This is a genomic window from Wolbachia endosymbiont of Rhagoletis cingulata (assembly GCF_048537655.1).
GTDB lineage: Bacteria > Pseudomonadota > Alphaproteobacteria > Rickettsiales > Anaplasmataceae > Wolbachia > Wolbachia pipientis.
This window is the reverse complement of the sequence record NZ_CP175927.1, coordinates 1,540,139-1,556,768: the sequence shown is the minus strand read 5'-3', so window position 1 is coordinate 1,556,768 and position 16,630 is coordinate 1,540,139. Positions and strand designations below refer to the sequence as shown.

General features: G+C 35.2%; 13 protein-coding genes. 8 read left to right on the top strand and 5 right to left on the bottom strand.

Features of this window, described 5'->3' with window-relative positions; translation table 11 throughout:
* The first annotated feature begins 326 nt into the window (after positions 1-326).
* Entirely contained in the window at positions 327-1,064 is a 738-nt protein-coding gene (locus ACJZL3_RS07180) for a glutamine synthetase (RefSeq protein ID WP_010963182.1), read from the top strand.
* A gap of 3 nt (positions 1,065-1,067) precedes the next feature.
* On the opposite strand, the gene ACJZL3_RS07175 is transcribed toward ACJZL3_RS07180, so the two are convergent.
* Positions 1,068-1,790 carry a hypothetical protein gene (locus ACJZL3_RS07175; RefSeq protein WP_138264854.1) on the bottom strand — a complete coding sequence of 241 codons (723 nt, stop codon included), beginning with the start codon at positions 1,788-1,790 and terminating at the stop codon, positions 1,068-1,070.
* A gap of 175 nt (positions 1,791-1,965) precedes the next feature.
* Here ACJZL3_RS07175 and ACJZL3_RS07170 point away from each other — a divergent pair, with 175 nt between their 5' ends.
* The 5 genes from ACJZL3_RS07170 (at position 1,966) to ubiA (ending at position 10,294) form a co-directional block, all read left to right on the top strand.
* Positions 1,966-5,040, top strand: coding sequence for an efflux RND transporter permease subunit (locus ACJZL3_RS07170; RefSeq protein ID WP_419198778.1), 3,075 nt, complete (start codon positions 1,966-1,968; stop codon positions 5,038-5,040).
* 88 nt (positions 5,041-5,128) lie between these two features.
* Complete coding sequence (nusA, locus tag ACJZL3_RS07165; protein ID WP_419198777.1) at positions 5,129-6,691, top strand: transcription termination factor NusA; 1,563 nt, start codon at positions 5,129-5,131, stop codon at positions 6,689-6,691.
* 9 nt (positions 6,692-6,700) lie between these two features.
* Complete coding sequence (infB, locus tag ACJZL3_RS07160) at positions 6,701-9,025, top strand: translation initiation factor IF-2 (RefSeq protein ID WP_070357031.1); 2,325 nt, start codon at positions 6,701-6,703, stop codon at positions 9,023-9,025.
* Between the two features lie 9 nt (positions 9,026-9,034).
* Entirely contained in the window at positions 9,035-9,433 is a 399-nt protein-coding gene (locus tag ACJZL3_RS07155; RefSeq protein ID WP_006279769.1) for a ribosome-binding factor A, read from the top strand.
* Between the two features lie 3 nt (positions 9,434-9,436).
* Positions 9,437-10,294: a 4-hydroxybenzoate octaprenyltransferase gene (gene ubiA / locus ACJZL3_RS07150; protein ID WP_010963177.1), complete on the top strand. Its 858-nt coding sequence runs from the start codon at positions 9,437-9,439 to the stop codon at positions 10,292-10,294.
* Positions 10,295-11,072: 778 nt separating this feature from the next.
* Here the strand turns inward: ubiA and ACJZL3_RS07145 are convergent.
* The 3 genes from ACJZL3_RS07145 to ACJZL3_RS07135 all read right to left on the bottom strand — a co-directional run bounded on the left by ACJZL3_RS07145 (position 11,073) and on the right by ACJZL3_RS07135 (position 13,881).
* Positions 11,073-12,551, bottom strand: a complete 1,479-nt coding sequence (locus ACJZL3_RS07145; RefSeq protein WP_038198474.1) for a UbiD family decarboxylase — start codon at positions 12,549-12,551, stop codon at positions 11,073-11,075.
* 87 nt (positions 12,552-12,638) lie between these two features.
* The gene (locus ACJZL3_RS07140) at positions 12,639-13,712 is read right to left on the bottom strand and encodes a Fic family protein (protein WP_419198776.1); all 1,074 of its coding nucleotides are present in this window, start codon (positions 13,710-13,712) and stop codon (positions 12,639-12,641) included.
* Positions 13,713-13,728: 16 nt separating this feature from the next.
* Positions 13,729-13,881, bottom strand: coding sequence for a hypothetical protein (locus tag ACJZL3_RS07135; RefSeq protein ID WP_010081826.1), 153 nt, complete (start codon positions 13,879-13,881; stop codon positions 13,729-13,731).
* 256 nt (positions 13,882-14,137) lie between these two features.
* On the opposite strand from ACJZL3_RS07135, the gene ACJZL3_RS07130 reads away from it, so the two are divergent.
* The gene (locus ACJZL3_RS07130; RefSeq protein WP_010963174.1) at positions 14,138-14,896 is read left to right on the top strand and encodes a DsbA family protein; all 759 of its coding nucleotides are present in this window, start codon (positions 14,138-14,140) and stop codon (positions 14,894-14,896) included.
* Between the two features lie 190 nt (positions 14,897-15,086).
* The gene (locus ACJZL3_RS07125) at positions 15,087-15,683 is read left to right on the top strand and encodes a TIGR02217 family protein (RefSeq protein ID WP_419198775.1); all 597 of its coding nucleotides are present in this window, start codon (positions 15,087-15,089) and stop codon (positions 15,681-15,683) included.
* A gap of 130 nt (positions 15,684-15,813) precedes the next feature.
* Here ACJZL3_RS07125 and ACJZL3_RS07120 read toward each other — a convergent pair whose 3' ends face one another.
* Positions 15,814-16,602, bottom strand: a complete 789-nt coding sequence (locus ACJZL3_RS07120; protein ID WP_038198464.1) for a hypothetical protein — start codon at positions 16,600-16,602, stop codon at positions 15,814-15,816.
* Positions 16,603-16,630: the final 28 nt, after the last annotated feature.

Below are 16,630 nucleotides of genomic sequence, written 5' to 3'. Positions count from 1 at the left end.
ATACCACACCAAGAAAAAAGCAATAATTAGAAAAATATAAGATAATCAATAGCTTACTGCAAAATGAAAAGCTAATACTACTTAATACATACTAAAAATTATGGTGATTTTTTGATGGGTTGTAAAGGGTATAAAAACATTAAAATTGATCATTTTTATTTCAAAAAAATGAAAAATTTGTAAATGTCGCTTGTATCGAGGATTAGAAGCATGCTATTAAAAACAGTAATACATTATGTATAAATAAGATGTTAAATTTACTGGCAAATAAGTAAAGTATTCATATAAATATAGCTAACCTAATATAGATTTACTGAAGCAAATTTATGATTATATTAAGTAATTTGAGTTGTTATGCTGTATTCGGTATTGAACTAGAGTTTTACATTGAAGGAATAGAAAAAGAATACTTATTTCTGAATAGCATCAAAAATAAAATAGCATCTCTTGAATTTTCTTGCGAGAAGGAGAATTCTACACATCAGTATGAGATAAAAAGTGGTTGTTATACGAACTCCTACAATTTAATTAAGCATTTTGAGTTAGCAAAACAATCACTTACTGAAACAGCACAAAAACTAGGTGGGAATGTTTCTTTTAAAGCAAAGCCTTATTTGGATAGAGCAGGCAGTGCATTAAATGTGCATGTTAATCTCGTGAATTCAAATAACGGTAACTTATTTTATATCAATGAGCAAAAGTACAGTGACTATCTGATTCATAGTATTGGTGGATTATGTGCAATGATGAAAAAACATATGTTGTTTTTTGCTCCAAATGATGATTCATATTTAAGATTTCAGTATCCGGATATTCACACTCCAACTACGATTAGTTGGGGAGTAAATAACAGAACTGCTGCGATAAGAATTCCCTATTTTGGCAACGATTCCAAAAGATGCCGCCTAGAGCACCGTGTTCCTGGAACAGATTGTAACCTTGAAAAAGTACTCACAGCAATAATTGAAGGTATAGTTTTTGGTATAGAGAACAAAATTGCTCCGCCAAATAGAGTGTATGGCATTGCATCTGATCCTCAATATAAGATGGAGAGTTTGATATAGCAACTACCTGTTAAACCCTAACCCATTAAACTCCTTTGAGGTAATTGGCCATTCTAGCACTTTCCTCACATCATTATTTACATTCCCATACTGTAATAGCAAGTCTGCAGCAGATAGTTTCTGCGTACTTTTAGATGATCCAAGCCCTATATTGGTAAGGTTGCTCGGTGGCTGCTCAGGAAGTGGATTACCAGATACATCCATGTGTTCAGGGAGAGATTTCATCTGATTCTTTATAGAGCTAGAGTTATTTTGTGCAGGATTTCTATCATCTGACATGTCAAGAATAATTTTCTCAGGTACTACCATAGTTTTTGTATAATCAGCAGAATGACTGCCTTCAGTGTTCTTAAATTCATCAAGAATTGGTTCGCCAAACGCATTTATAGGGCCACCAAGTGATCCTTTCTCCATGCGCTCTTCTGCTCTTTTCCTTATTATTTCTTCTGCTAGCTCAGTTTCAGTTCTTTTTGGTTCTTTTACGGTACCTTTTTCTTCACCTTCATCTCCTGAAACACCAGTAATTTCAGCAGGCTGTTCTTTTTTAGTTCTTATTTTATGAATCAGCGAAAGTAATAAGTAAGTAACTGCAGCAGCAGAAACGATAATGGCTATCTTTGCGGCAATGTGGATTGCTGTTAAAAATATTAAAGCTGATAAAGCTCCAGCTAATCCAGACACAATAACTTTATTTTTGCCTTTTGTTATATTTAGAATTGCCACCATAATAACCTCTCAAATACTGCTCTAGAATTATTATACAGAAATTTTCTTATACTTGCAATTTTGCAAAAATTTTAATTATTTGCGTAAAGTTTTAAAGCTACACAAGGATTAATTAATATGCAATGTATCTCGACTATAATATTGTACAAACGCACATATTCAGCTAACATTCAACATGCAGAGCTTACTCATAGAGCGAAACAGGGCGGTGGTATTATTACTTAAAGTAATTTTTATCTTCGGTTCATACGTTTATGTAAAAATGCCAAGGGAAAGCAATCCTGGTATACAGATTCCTATAATCAGCGTGTTTGTTGGACTTCCTGGGATTTCTGCTCAAGATAGTGAAAAGCTATTAGTGCTTCCTATAGAAAATGAACTAAGATCCATCGAAGGTGTAAGAGAATTGAGAGCTTTTGCAACTAATGATGGTGCTCACATGATACTCGAATTTGGAACAGAGTATGATAATAAAGAAGTGCTCGATAATGTCCGTTCAAAGCTTTCAAACATAAAATCGAAGTTACCTGTTGAAGCGGAATCTCCGATAATCAATGAAATAAACTTGAGCTTATTTCCGATACTCAATGTCGGCTTAATTGGTAATTTGCCAGAAAGAGCCTTAACTGAAATAGCACGCAAGCTAAAGAAAGAAATAGAATCTCTGCCAAATGTTCTCAAAGTTGAAGTGGCAGGTATGCGTAAAGAAACAGTGGAAGTGATAGTTGAGCCCACAGTTCTAACAAAATATAACATTCAATCAAACGAAATATTCCAAGCTATATCAAGCAATAACAGACTAGTGGGAGCTGGGTCACTGGAAAATGATACCGGTAAATATTCGATTAAAATATCAGGGTTATTAAAAGATATAGAAGATATTATGAATATTCCTATTAGATCTCAAGGCGATGCAGTTTTGAGAATCAAAGATATAGCAAAAGTATACCCTAGGTTTGAGGATCACCAAGGATTTGCTCGCATTAATGGATTACCTAGTGTCGTGCTAGGAATTTCAAAACGTAACGGAAAAAACATAATAGACACAGTAAATCAAGTAAAATACTTAATGGATAAGGCAAAAGATCAATTACCTGAAAATTTAAAAGTGGTGTACTTAAACGACCAGTCAAAAAACGTCCGCGATGTGCTTGATGACTTGGAAAACGGCATAATATTTGCTGTGTTGTTAATATTGATCATAATGATGCTTTCTATGGGAACAAGGATTGCTATTCTTGTGGCACTCTCGATACCCGGTTCCTTTCTCATTGGGATAATAGCTCTTTACTTTATGGGTATAACCTTAAATATCGTTGTGCTCTTCAGTTTAATTATGGCTGTTGGCATGCTGGTTGATGATGCAATTGTGATCAGCGAATATGCCGATAGAAAGATGATCTGCGGAATGGACAAAGTAGAAGCTTTTTACACTTCAGTTCGTGATATGTTTTATCCGGTTCTATCATCAACGTTAACTAAATTAGCAGTGTTTTTTCCTCTATTATTCTGGCCTGATACTGTTGGTAAATTCATGCAGTACACACCAATTACAATAATCCTAACTTTGACTGGATCGCTCATTATGGCTTTGGTTTTTATACCAACACTTGGTGCAATATTTGGTAAGCCTTCGATAACTTCAAAAAAAGAAATAAAAAAAATGAGTGCTATAGAAAGTGGTGAAATAAAAAATGCTGGGCCTATAATAAGAGCTTACGTACGCATGCTAGAGAAGGTTTTGGATCATCCTAAAAAATTCGTATGTGCTACTGTATTCGTTTTGTTTTCATTTAGTGTGCTGTACTTTACTTTTGGTCCTGGAGTAAAGTTTTTTCCGAAAGTGGATTCAGATAATATTTTAATCAGTGTTAAAGCAAAAGAAAGCTTATCAGCCAAAGAACGAGATCTGATACTCAAAGAAGTGGAAGAACGCATTTTGAGCATTGAAAAAGAAATTCATGTTTCTTATGCTAGATCAGGAGCATTTTCAGACAACGTTATCGCCAGAATACAACTAGAACTTATGGATTGGCGCTTCAGGCGCAAAGCTAAGCACATACTAAATGATATAAGGAGCAGTGTGCAAGACATGAAAGGAATAATAATTAATGTTCAAGAGGAAAAGCCAGGACCGTCGGCTGACAAGCCAATACAAATTAACCTCAGCGGGAGTGTATCCAGTTTGAATTTAGCAGCAGAGAAAATTCTAGAAATTATGAACCAACCTTCATCCGGGTTTATAAATATTCAAGATAGCAGATCAGCACCTGAAATAGAGTGGAATATGAGTGTTGATAAGAGTAAGGCTACAAGCTCTGAAGTAAGTGTTGCAACCATTGGCGATTTTATAAAGATGGTTACAAATGGAGTATTGATTGGAAAATATAGACCAAATAACACGGATGAAGAAATCGATATTGTACTCCGTTTCCCCAGAAAGGACCGCAATATGAAGACTATAGACAATCTTTTTATCAATACAGTTAATGGCCCGTATCCTATGAGCAACATAGTAAAATATGCTCCCGAAAAAAAGGTAAACAAACTAAACAGGATTGATGGATTACGCACAGTGACAATCTCTGCTGACGTTGATACTGGCTATCTTGTTGATGAAAGAGTAAAGTTCATTCAGAATTCTATTGCCCAGGATTGGGACAAGGGAGTAAAAATTGATTTTAAAGGCGACAAAGAAGATCAACAAAAATCAGGAGCATTTTTGTTAAAGGCTTTTATATTAGCGATTACACTAATGATATTGGTATTAGTGACACAGTTTAATAATGTATACCATACATTTATCGTAATGACAGCAGTGTTTTTATCCACAACATGTGTGTTTTTTGTTTTCTTTCTTATCCAACAAGTTTTCGTAGTTGTTATGTGTGGAGTGGGGATAATTGCTTTGGCAGGAATTATAGTGAATAATAACATACTATTGCTTGATGCCTTTCATCATCAAATTAAGGTACACAAAAATGACATCAAGCGATGTGTAATAAACGCTGCAATTTCTCGCGTTAGGCCAATATTGCTTACCGTTGCAACCACAGTTCTTGGTTTAATACCGATGATTACCAGGTTAAATATCAATTTTTTTACGCTACAAATCACATATGATGCTCCATCAAGCCAGTGGTGGGTTGACATTTCAACAACCATAGCAAGTGGAATATTGGCTGCAACGGTTTTAACTTTATTCTTTACTCCTGCGTTGCTTGTTATACAAAAACATGAAAAAACTTGACTTAAATTAGCAATCATTTAACATTTAAGATAGTGTTCTTTGCCCGTTGGAGCTATAATTATAACTAATTACATTGGATTTATTTATTATGATTGCTAATCGTAAAAGCAGTGTTAAGCAGAAAAGTAACAAGAATAACATAGTTGGAAGCCTTGATGTAATAAAAACAGCAGGAGAGCTTTCACTTCAAAAAGGTTTAGATTTTGATGTTGTAATAAAGGCACTAGAAAGTGCTATAGAAGCAGTGGCTCATCAAAAATATGGTAGCAAAAGTAAAATTGTAGTTGATATAGATAGAAACACAGGCAAAGTTACTTCATATAGAAAACTAAAAGTTATTGATGATGAATCAAATGAAAAAGAGAATACTGAGTGTGAATCAATTACGCTTACACAAGCTAAATTAATAAAAGGAGATGCAAAAGTTGGAGATACTGTTAGTGAATTGCTCTCTCTTAACACTGATCTTGCTTCAGCAAGAATTGCCCAGCAAAAGATTGCTCAAGTAATTAAAGATGAAGAGTCAAAAAAGCAATATGAGGAGTTTAAAGATAAAGTGGGAGAAATAAGGTATGGTATTGTTAAACAAGTAGAATATTCAGATCTTATTATAGACATAAATGGCACTAGGGCATATCTTCCATTGCGAAATTTAACTGGTGGTGAATCATTTCGTGAAGGTGATAAGGTTAAAGCTTACATACAGACTGTTAAGCGCTCTGATGATGGACGTCAAATTATTCTTTCTAGGACTCATGAAGGCTTTTTGGAGGCATTATTAAATCAAGAAATACCAGAAATTGCTGACGGATTAGTGACAATTAAAGGTATAGCTAGAGATGCTGGTTCAAGGTCTAAGGTTGCCGTTTTCTCTCCCGACAAGAACATTGATCCAGTAGGTGCTTGTGTTGGAGTTAAGGGAGATAGAATAAAAACTATTATACACGAATTAAATGGTGAAAAAATTGACGTTATAAATTACTCCTCAGATTTGGGTCAATTCGTTATTAAAGCCATTGCTCCTGCAGAAGTATCGAAGGTTATTATTGATGAAAATGAAAATTGCATAGAGTTAATAGTTGCTGAAGATCAATTGAGTTTAGCGATAGGAAAAAAGGGCCAGAATGTAAGATTAGCTTCAGAGCTTGTTGGATGGAAAATTGAGATATTAAGCACTCAGCAAGAATCAGAAAGGCGAAGTAAAGAACTTAGTCAATGTTCAGCTTTATTTGCTGAAGCTTTAAACTTAGAAGAGATTATGGGTCAGCTATTGGTAACAGAAGGTTTTTCAAGTGTAGAAGACATATCTAGCGCTTCAATTAAAGAGCTTGCTTCAATAGAGGGCTTTAATGAAGATATTGCAAACGAACTTCACAATAGAGCAAATAAGTACCTGAAAGCAGAAAATGATAGAAAAATAGAAGAGCTAAAAAGTTTAGGTATGGAGGATGATGTAATCAATTTAACTTTATCAATAGACAATAAAATTGCTCTTAGTAAGCATGATATTAAGACTTTAGAGGACATAGCAGATTTATCAAGTTATGAGTTTTGCAGCATACTCTCTTCCTCATCCGATAGCAAAGAAGATCTAAAAGATACAGTAGATTCAATAATCATAGAAGCACGTAAAAAGCTTGGATTAATATAATAAAATAATATGAATAATGAAGATATCAGTGATAAAAAATTAACGCTCCAAGGTTTAAGCAAGCTTAAATTAGACCTCAATTTAAACTCTTCAGCTAGCCCAAGTACTGGAGCTACAGTAGTAAAAAAAAGAAGAAAAAAATCTCATGATGCAGAAGAACATAATTTATTTGACGAGAGTAAATTATGTTCTTTAACAGAGAAAGAACAAATTTTTCGCATTAATGCTGTGCAGAATGCTGCTTTGCTGAAAGAAAGAAATCAGAGAGAAGAAAAAGAGAAAACAGCAAAAGAAGACAGCAATAAAGAGATTGACGAGAAAAATGAAGCGGACGCTTTATCTAAGGAAATAAATAAGCAAGTTTTAAGTAATACCCACTTAGTTGAACCAAAAGAAGATAGTATTGACCATGAGGACAACGATAAAAAGTCTTTTAAAGTCAACAAAGATATATATTCTAAGCATTCTAAACTGGTAATTGCACAGGCAATAGATGAAAAAACTGAACAACCCCCTGTATTTAAGCAAAGGTTTGGTATAAGAGGTAGAAAGTCAAAGTTTACTAAGGGTAAAAATATATCAAGAGAAGTTATTATACCAGACAAAATAACTATCAGGGAGTTATCTATTCGCATGGCAGAAGATAGCAAGAGTGTGCTAAAAATGTTCAAAGAAGAAGTCGGTGAGAGTTATAGAGTAGATGATCTGGTGGATCCAGATATAGCATGTGAAATAGTGGAAAAATTTAATCATACGGCTAAACGAGTGAGCGATACCAACAGAGAAAAAGATTTATTTTTTATAGAAGGCAGAGAAAGCCTGCCTAAAAAACCTAAACCACCAATCGTCACTTTTATGGGACACGTCGATCATGGTAAAACCTCATTGCTCGATGCATTTCGTGAATCTAATGTTGCAGAAAGAGAGTCAGGTGGCATAACTCAACACATAGGTGCTTATCAAATAACGACAAAAGATAAGCAAAAAATTACCTTTATTGATACACCAGGACATGAAGCGTTCACTGCGATGCGTGCACGTGGTGCCAATATTACTAATATAGTTGTAATAGTAGTTGCAGCTGACGATGGAATCATGAAACAAACAGTTGAAGCAATAAATCATGCAAAAGCAGCAAATGTTTCCATTATAGTTGCTATTAATAAAATTGATAAATCTGAGCCTGGTGATGTAGAAAAAATAATTAATAGTTTGCCTCAATATGATCTCATCCCTGAAGGGCTTGGTGGTGATGTTATGATTATGCCAGTATCAGCAAAAAAGAAAACTAATTTAGATAAACTAGAAGAGGCGATTTTGTTAATCGCTGAATTAATGAAGCTAGAAGCAATAGAAGATTGTCGAGCACTTGGATGGGTAATAGAATCCAAAATAGATAAAGCGAAAGGAATATCAGCCACATTGATAGTTGAGGAAGGAACGTTAAAGGTTGGTGATATATTGGTAGTTGGTACAACATACAGCAAAGTACGTAGTATGGTTAATCACCTCGGTCAAAGAGAAAAAGCAGCACTACCCTCCGCTCCAATTGAAATTACTGGTCTAAATGGTGTACCAAATGCTGGAGATAAATTTGTTGTTGTAAATTCTGAAAAGCAGGCGCGTGAAATTGTTGAATACAGGCTAGAGTTAATCAAGAAAAAGAAAGAAGATTTGGGCGACAATAATTTAGATATATTCAGTCGTAATAACAGCGAAACAGAAGAACTATCTGTAGTTTTAAAGTGCGATGTAACTGGTTCTATTGAAGCAATATCAAGTTCAATTGATAAACTCGGTAAAGACCAAGTGAAATTAAATATCCTACACAAAGCAGTAGGAGGGATAACAGATTCAGATGTGCTGCTTGCAGAAGCATCAAGTGCAGTAATTTTAGCTTTTAATGTAAAAGTGGACTCAAAAATAAGGGACTTGGCAAAACAAAAAGGTATAGAAATACATACTTATAACATAATATACGAGCTCATTGACGACATGAGAATGTATTTAACTAAAATGTTAAAGCCTGTTACACGAGAGGTTCGTGTTGGCTTTGCATCTGTGAGGCAAATATTTAACGTATCTAAAGCTGGTAATATCATTGGATGTTACGTAAGTGATGGAGTCATAAGAAAAGATTCTTTAATTAAGGTAATGCGTGGTGGCAAATTGGTGCATGAAGGAAAGTTAAAAGCACTACGTAGATTTAAAGATGATGTTAAAGAAGTAGGTGTAAACTTTGAATGCGGAGTATCACTAGAGGGTAATGTCGATATTAAAGTTGGAGATATTTTGGAAGCTTATCAATTAGTGCAAGAAGAAAGGGTGTTATAGTAGCTGGATATGAAAAAGGAAATTAGAAACCTAAAGATAGCATCGGTATTGCATAGAGCAATATCAAGAGTTCTAATGGAAGGTAAGGTGTTCAATAAAAATGTAGCGGTATCTGACGTAAAATTAAGTAAAGATTTGAAAAAAGCAGATGTATATATTGTGTTATCTTCATTGAATATTCAAGTAGCTGACTACTTAGATCCAGAAAAAAGACGCACTGGAGATCCTTCTGAGAATAATTGTGATATTAACACTGTTGTTAATGAAATGAACCAGTCTGCATGGTCAATACGTAAATCTATATTGTGTTATGTTGATTTGCGATTTATACCTGAGTTAGTTTTCAAGCCTGATTTAGCGTTCGATAATTTTGTTAATGTAAGCAAAATATTACATAATCACACTTAATTAATGTATTTCAACCATTACTTTTCATTAATGAGGTTGCACAGTTTAACAGGTTTGTGGCTTGTGCTATTTCCCAGTTTGAGCGGTATTCTTTTAGCCTCAACTTCTCTATCGTATCAGGTTCTTTTTCTCCTTGTTTTGTTTACTATAGGTGCATTTTTAATGAGACCCGCAGGGTGCATAATCAATGATATCTTCGATAGAAAAATAGATGCGCACGTTGAACGAACAAAATATAGGCCACTTGCAAGTGGTGCATTAAACATAAAGCAGGCTTTAGCTTTACTTTCACTGTTACTGTCTATTGCCCTGGTAATCTTATTATTAACTAATAAAACTACACTCATACTTGGAATAATCTCAATGTGTATGATAGCTACTTACCCTTTATTAAAGCGGTATGTTTGGTGGCCACAATTGTTCTTAGGGTTTACCTTCAATATGGGATCGCTCATGGGCTCAGCAGCAATAACAAACCAGATCAGTATAGAATCCTTGCTGTTTTATATAGGATGCGTCTTTTGGACACTTAGCTATGACACCATATACGCCCATCAAGATAAAAAAGATGATGAAAAACTCGGGATGAAATCTACCGCATTATATTTTGGTGATACAACAAAATCTTGGTTGAAAAGATTTTATTTAATATCTCTTATGACGTGGCTATATGCTGGTATCTTATCATCATTAAATAACATTTTTTATATTGCTCTACTTGCCGTAGGGTTCATATTTCACCGCCAATACAAAAATTTCAATCCTGACGATCCCAGTCAATGCATGTCCATATTTAAAAATAATTCCTACGTAGGGTTGCTTCTCTTTTTTGGCATCCTTTTAGATAGAATTATCACCTAGGTCTCAAGAGTTTTGGCTCTAATGAAGTCAATAAACTCAGGTACTCGCAGAAACGAAAATTGCTTGACAAACTCCGCCAGCCCTCTTATCATGAAACTGAAGCTATTGTATTTGCTTTCGCCAATCTGCAGATTAAAAGGTAAGGATTACTTAATGTATCGGCGTCTTATGTTCAATTTTTTGCAGTATATAGATACTGTATGTCTTTACAAAACTTCATCTACATCTAGATTTTTATCTAAATAAGCTGAACGCGCTTATAAAGCGTTACAAGACATCAAAAAATGCCAATACTCGACAGAGATAGTAAAAGACTAGCTAACTCGGGGATTCTTTGTCTTTTTTTCTGCTTAGTAAATTTCTTAAACATTTGCAGCGTAAGTTAGTTGCAATTAAAAGCGGCTGAATCTCGCTTGTCAAGCGTTTAAAACATAAAAAACGCCAATATTTTAAAGCGGATAATAACCCCAGGGCTTCTTTTGCCTTTTTTTTCATTTGGTAAATTTCTTAATATTTACAGCTAAACAACAACCGTCATCCCTAAGTATCCCGCTGCTTGTTAGCGGCTGAGATACCGCGAATGAATCGCGGTATGACGGTTCGCGGCAGGATGACGATAAGCTCGTCATCCCACTACTTGTTAGCGGCTAAGAGATACCGCGGCGGTATAGCTATAGGATGACAAAAAAAGGGCACTGTGACGAACTTAAATCACAATTATCAGTTAATGCGGCATTATAAAAAACGCCAAACTTTTTTCTGCTTTTATGCAAGAAGTCTAGTCCATATATTCCTCCCACTTCTCCGCGACTTTCCTTACTATTTCCTCACTCATCTCAATTTTCTTTCCCCACTCTCGTTTGGTTTCAGGCGGGATTTTATTTGTCGCATCAAATCCCATCTTACCTCCAAGTCCACTTTCAGGGGAAGCAAAGTCTAAATAATCAATAGGTGCATTTTCTATCATGATTGTATCACGCACAGGGTCCATCCTTGTTGACATTGCCCACATCACTTCCTTCCAATCACGTACATTTATATCATCATCAACAACGATAATAAACTTCGTGTATAAAAATTGCTTTAGAAAGGAAAGTATGCCCATAACAATTCTTTTTGCCTGCCCTGGATAGGATTTTTTTATCGACACTACCGCTATTCTATATGAGCAACCTTCCGGTGGCAGATAAAAGTCCACTATCTCTGGAAATTGATTGATAAGAATGGGCACAAAAATTTCGTTGAGTGCTTCACCAAGAATCGATGGTTCATCAGGTGGCTTGCCAGTGAAAGTGCTGAGATAAATTGGATTTTTGCGCATAGTAATTGCAGTAATATTAAATTCAGGAAATTGCTCAACAGAATTATAGTAGCCAGTGTGGTCTCCGTATGGCCCTTCGTCTTGATAGCTATCCAAACTCACATAGCCTTCCAGAACGATTTCTGCGTGAGCTGGCACTTGAAGTGGAATAGTCTTACAATTTACAAGCTCAAGCGGCTTCTTTCGCAGTAGTCCAGCAAATTGGTATTCTGACAATGTTTCTGGCACTGGAGTTACCGCAGCAATAATCGTTGCAGGATCACTACCGATCACAGCAGCAGCAGGAAATTTCATATCTCTGCCTTCTTCCTTCCAACGCTTATGGTGAGTTGCGCCACCTCTTTGTGCAAGCCAACGCATTAGTGTTGTTTTTTTATCTATAACCTGCATACGATATATTCCAAGATTAAAATTATCTTGCTTTTCTTTCGTGGGTCCTTTTGTTACCACAATCGGCCAGGTGATAAGTGGTGCAGGTTCATTTGGCCAGCATGTTTGAATGGGCAGTAGACTTAGGTCCACTTCATCTCCGGTTAGCACTACCTCTTGACATGGAGCCTTGCTCACGACTTTACTTCGCATCGATAACACGACTTTCAACAAAGGAAACATTTTTATAGCATCCTTAAAGTTTTTTGGCGGCTCAGGTGATTGCAAAAATGCTAAAAGTTTACCAAGATCTCTTAGTTCATCAGGATTTATGTTCAACCCCAATGCAATCCTCTTAATAGTACCAAATAAATTCACCAAAACTGGAATCGAATTTTTGCCATTTTCTGTGATAACATTTTCAAAAATGATCGCTGGCCCTTTGCTTGACAAAACTCTGCGATGAATTTCTGTCATTTCAAGAACTGTTGAAACTTCCTCCTTAATCCTAATCAGATCTTTTTTTTCTTCTAAGGCTTTGATGAAGTCGCGTAAGTTGTTGTACATATTCCAGTTTTTAAAATTTTAAGTTTATATCTAGTTTTCAAGCACTTTATTGAAATTTGACCTATGCACTGTCTAGCGAGCTTTCAGTTAATTTGAGATCAAATCTTCATATTGCTTACTAAGTTTGTATTTCCTTCCTCTATTGGAAAAATCTACAATCTTGATAAACCCCATTTCCACCCACTTTTTACAAAGTTGCGCACTGGTACGAGGCTTAAAATTAAATAGTTCGCCAACCTGACTAGCTGTAATAGCGGAAAACTCCTGGAAGAGCTCAAGAGCTTTGCGTTGTTTAGGATCAAGCTTACGTATAAGATCAGTCTGATCAGTGTGGTATTCTTCTTCATTTATACGTTGTAAAACGTTCTCAAATGAATTTGCCATACCTTCTACGAAATACTCCACCCACTTAGTGATATCTGCTTCAGCTCGTCCCATATAATAATTGTGCGATGGACCTACACTGATTGCCTCATAATAAGCTCCTAGATTCTTAGCATAATATTCTTCCAATGAATAAAGTCCTTTTAGGTCATACCCACCAAGGTGTAAAATTAATGTAGTCAACAATCTTGCAGTACGACCATTACCGTCATAGTAAGGGTGAATTGTTACAAATTGATAATGCGCAATACCTGCAATAATTGGGCAAGGCACTTGCTCACTGTTACGAATCCAATCAATCATACTGCTCATGAGCTTTGGTACATCCTTTGCTTCAGGTGGCATATAAATTATTTCACGTGTAAGACTATCGCGGATAACATTTTGACCATCACGATAAGGTGTTGATTTTATTTTAGATTTTCCACTTGCTATTACTAGAGCATGTAGTGTTTGAACAGCTTTCTCAGTAATGGGTATTCTCCTTGCTGCCCATTGTTCAACTTGAGTTAAAGCTGCATAATATCCTTTAACCTCATTTTCATCTCTCCTATATTTTGGAAAGTGGCTTTTACCACTTAAAACCTCTTCAATCTGTTTAGGTTCAAGTCGATTTCCTTCAATCATAGTAGAATAGTGTGTGGTATAAAGCCGTGCAGTTTCACGAAGAGACAAAAGCATTGATACAGTGAGCGGCAAATGTAACACTTTTTCTTTTGCTGCTTCAATCCTTATAAGACAACTAGCAATTTTAGAAGTAATCGTATAATTTGGCATCGGCATAATATCTGCATTACATTACTTCTATATTATGCTGATAAAATGCAGATAATACAACATTTACACGACGCCGACCATAAACAGCAATAAATTCGGCTGATTGAGAAAGAAGTTTGTCTTGTAGAATAGCTATTTCTTTTTCTCTACCAATTATTGGCTCGTTCATATGTCTATTCCGCGGAAAATTATACACAGCGGAAACAACTTAAATCTACGCTCCGCGCGCCTCTGCTACCAAGTCTTCTGATGAACTTTGTGGTAATGTGCTTGAGTTTTATTGTGTAAAGTTTGCATTTGAGGCAAAACTGGTTATAAAATACACTTGATATAAATGTTTTTATATATTAACATTAGATGCTTCTTTTAATATATAGATAAATGTGTACTAAAAGTTTTATATTGTAGGTTTTTAAATAAATTGTATGTCTAGAATATCGTTTTTATTAATTTTAATAATAGCAATAGCAAGCTTGCCGATAATAAACAATTGGCTTTCAAATCGCAGCCAAATGCTAAACGATGATTATATAGGTGAGAAATTAGATAATTATATAAGCAGAAATTTTGATAAGATCGTAAAAACTCTCAAAGAGGAGTCGATTAAAAGTAGTTACGCTGCTCGAGATAATGTAACCAAAAGTAAAATTTCACAATACAAGGATCAAATATTTGACCTTACTTATCCTTACTCCGGAAATGAAAATAGTAGTGTTATAGCTGTAGGCTTCCTTGACTATTCTTGTGGACATTGCAAAGCTATAAAGAATGATATAAAGCAGTTAATTAACGACGGCAAAATTAAGTATATCTTTAGGGATGCTCCAATACTTGGTAACGCTTCTTTAAAGGCAGCAAAAAGTGCTTTAGCTGTCTATTTTCTCGATAAAGAAAAATATTTCGATTTTCACCATGCTGCTTTAAGTCACAAAGGAGAATTTTCAGACGAAAGCATATTGGATATAGTGAAAAACATAGGGATTGATGAGGACGATTTTAATGATTCCATAAAAGATAACGCGGACAAAATTGAGCAAATGATAAACAACAGTAGGCTTCTAGTAAGAGATTTGGGAGTAGGTGGTACACCTTTTTTAATAATTGGAGATAGCCTGTTTGTAGGAGCAACTGATTTGAATGTATTACGCAAAAAAGTAGATGAATTAAGTCACAAGCAAGGCTAGTTACAGTTTGCCATAAAATTTTATTTTTTTGCTTGACAACTCAAATGAACCTGAGTATAGTAATTGTGGGTGTGACAGCAGTTTAACTCAGTAGTCTCATCCACTTTCCATAGCGTCATTTACTATGTGAAACGCTTTCAAATTACAACATTTTCTTCAACCAAACTATTTTACTTTCACAGGAGGACATATGTCATTCACAGAAATTAGATTTCCAGAAAATATATCTTATGGTTCCACTGGAGGACCGGAATTTTCCACTGACGTTGTAACAACTCACAATGGTTGTGAACAGCGCAACATCAATTGGTCTCATGCACGCACTAGATACAACATAGCTCACGGGGTCAGATCAAACGAGCAGCTACTAGAACTAATAACATTTTTTCATGCACGAAAAGGTAAAGCAATAGGGTTTCGTTTTAAGGATTGGTCGGATTTTATAGCCATCAACCAAGAGATTGGTATAGGAGATAACAAAAAAACGACTTTTCAGCTAATCAAAACTTATGTAAGTGGGGAAGATAAGCATATACGTATGATCAAAAAGCCAGTGCATGGGACAGTAAAGATTTATTTAAATGGTAAAGAAGAGAGTGAATATTCAGTAAATTATTCAACGGGAGAAATAACATTCATGAAACCGCCAGTAAAAGATGCAATAATCACTGCGAGCTTCGAATTTGATGTGCCCGTGCGCTTTGATACAGATTACTTAAACGCTTCTATTGATGACTATGGAAGCAATAGCTGGAATAATATCCCCTTGGTGGAAGTGAAATTTTAGTTATAAGCGAGCATAGATCCACATCATAGTAGGGCTACTAGTCTACCATAAATTGAAAAATTAAGCACCACTGAGGCTCTATACCTAAATGAGCCTCAGTATATGCAATTATTTTAAACTTTATCACCAGCTATATACTACAATGTTGCTGAGCTTTGCTAACATTTACACTTGAAGCTTGGGGAGATTCTAACTCAGTGCTTTTTTCTTCCTGCAAAATAGAAAGCTTCAACAACTCCTTTAGAGTTGATTTTGCAAGTGTTGTATCATCTTTGTTTAAGATGTAGTCTAGCATGCCGTTTTTCTGTAAGAGATTAACAAAATATCTATCTTCCTCATTAAGAACCTCTATCTTGTTAATACAAGATAATACTAAATCCGAATTCTTTGTTGCTAAAATTCCATTCAAAAAGATATCTAATTTTGTTTTATCTTCAGTTAAGTCTTCAGCTAACCTATTTCTGATATTCTCATTGTCAAACACAATGTACTCGAGGTACGAGGAAGGCTCAATAAGTATAAAGTCCTCTAAAGGCACTAGTTCTGGATAGGTGCCAGCGTAATCAAGTATGCCACACTCAGTAATACACCCTCCTTTTCTTATAACACAGCAATTGAGACGACCATGATACATTGATAACAAAGAAAAAAGACGTATTATACTTGTACCTCTATCTTTCATTTCCTCGAAAAGCTTCCTATCATTTATTAATTTGTGCAAAATGTAATCCATAGCAGGACCTGATTTGCGGAAACGAAACATATTATTCTCTTCAAAAATGGCCTCAGCTAATTCGATAGATTCTTTATCCTCATCTACAAAAGCTTTTTCATTTCTATTTAACTGTATGATCTCAGCTTTGCTATCTCTGCGTAGACCAGTTCTCCTTATTAACATCTCAAATATTTTTGTATTCATATATATCCTATATTAATTAAAGTAAATA

Bases quoted from the DNA above. Each gene is read 5' to 3' on its own strand.
- ACJZL3_RS07180 (WP_010963182.1), top strand. From the start codon at position 327: ATGATTATATTAAGTAATTTGAGTTGTTATGCTGTATTCGGTATTGAA.
- ACJZL3_RS07175 (WP_138264854.1), bottom strand. From the start codon at position 1,790: ATGGTGGCAATTCTAAATATAACAAAAGGCAAAAATAAAGTTATTGTG.
- ACJZL3_RS07170 (WP_419198778.1), top strand. From the start codon at position 1,966: ATGCAGAGCTTACTCATAGAGCGAAACAGGGCGGTGGTATTATTACTT.
- nusA (WP_419198777.1), top strand. From the start codon at position 5,129: ATGATTGCTAATCGTAAAAGCAGTGTTAAGCAGAAAAGTAACAAGAAT.
- infB (WP_070357031.1), top strand. From the start codon at position 6,701: ATGAATAATGAAGATATCAGTGATAAAAAATTAACGCTCCAAGGTTTA.
- ACJZL3_RS07155 (WP_006279769.1), top strand. From the start codon at position 9,035: ATGAAAAAGGAAATTAGAAACCTAAAGATAGCATCGGTATTGCATAGA.
- ubiA (WP_010963177.1), top strand. From the start codon at position 9,437: ATGTATTTCAACCATTACTTTTCATTAATGAGGTTGCACAGTTTAACA.
- ACJZL3_RS07145 (WP_038198474.1), bottom strand. From the start codon at position 12,551: ATGTACAACAACTTACGCGACTTCATCAAAGCCTTAGAAGAAAAAAAA.
- ACJZL3_RS07140 (WP_419198776.1), bottom strand. From the start codon at position 13,712: ATGCCAAATTATACGATTACTTCTAAAATTGCTAGTTGTCTTATAAGG.
- ACJZL3_RS07135 (WP_010081826.1), bottom strand. From the start codon at position 13,881: ATGAACGAGCCAATAATTGGTAGAGAAAAAGAAATAGCTATTCTACAA.
- ACJZL3_RS07130 (WP_010963174.1), top strand. From the start codon at position 14,138: ATGTCTAGAATATCGTTTTTATTAATTTTAATAATAGCAATAGCAAGC.
- ACJZL3_RS07125 (WP_419198775.1), top strand. From the start codon at position 15,087: ATGTCATTCACAGAAATTAGATTTCCAGAAAATATATCTTATGGTTCC.
- ACJZL3_RS07120 (WP_038198464.1), bottom strand. From the start codon at position 16,602: ATGAATACAAAAATATTTGAGATGTTAATAAGGAGAACTGGTCTACGC.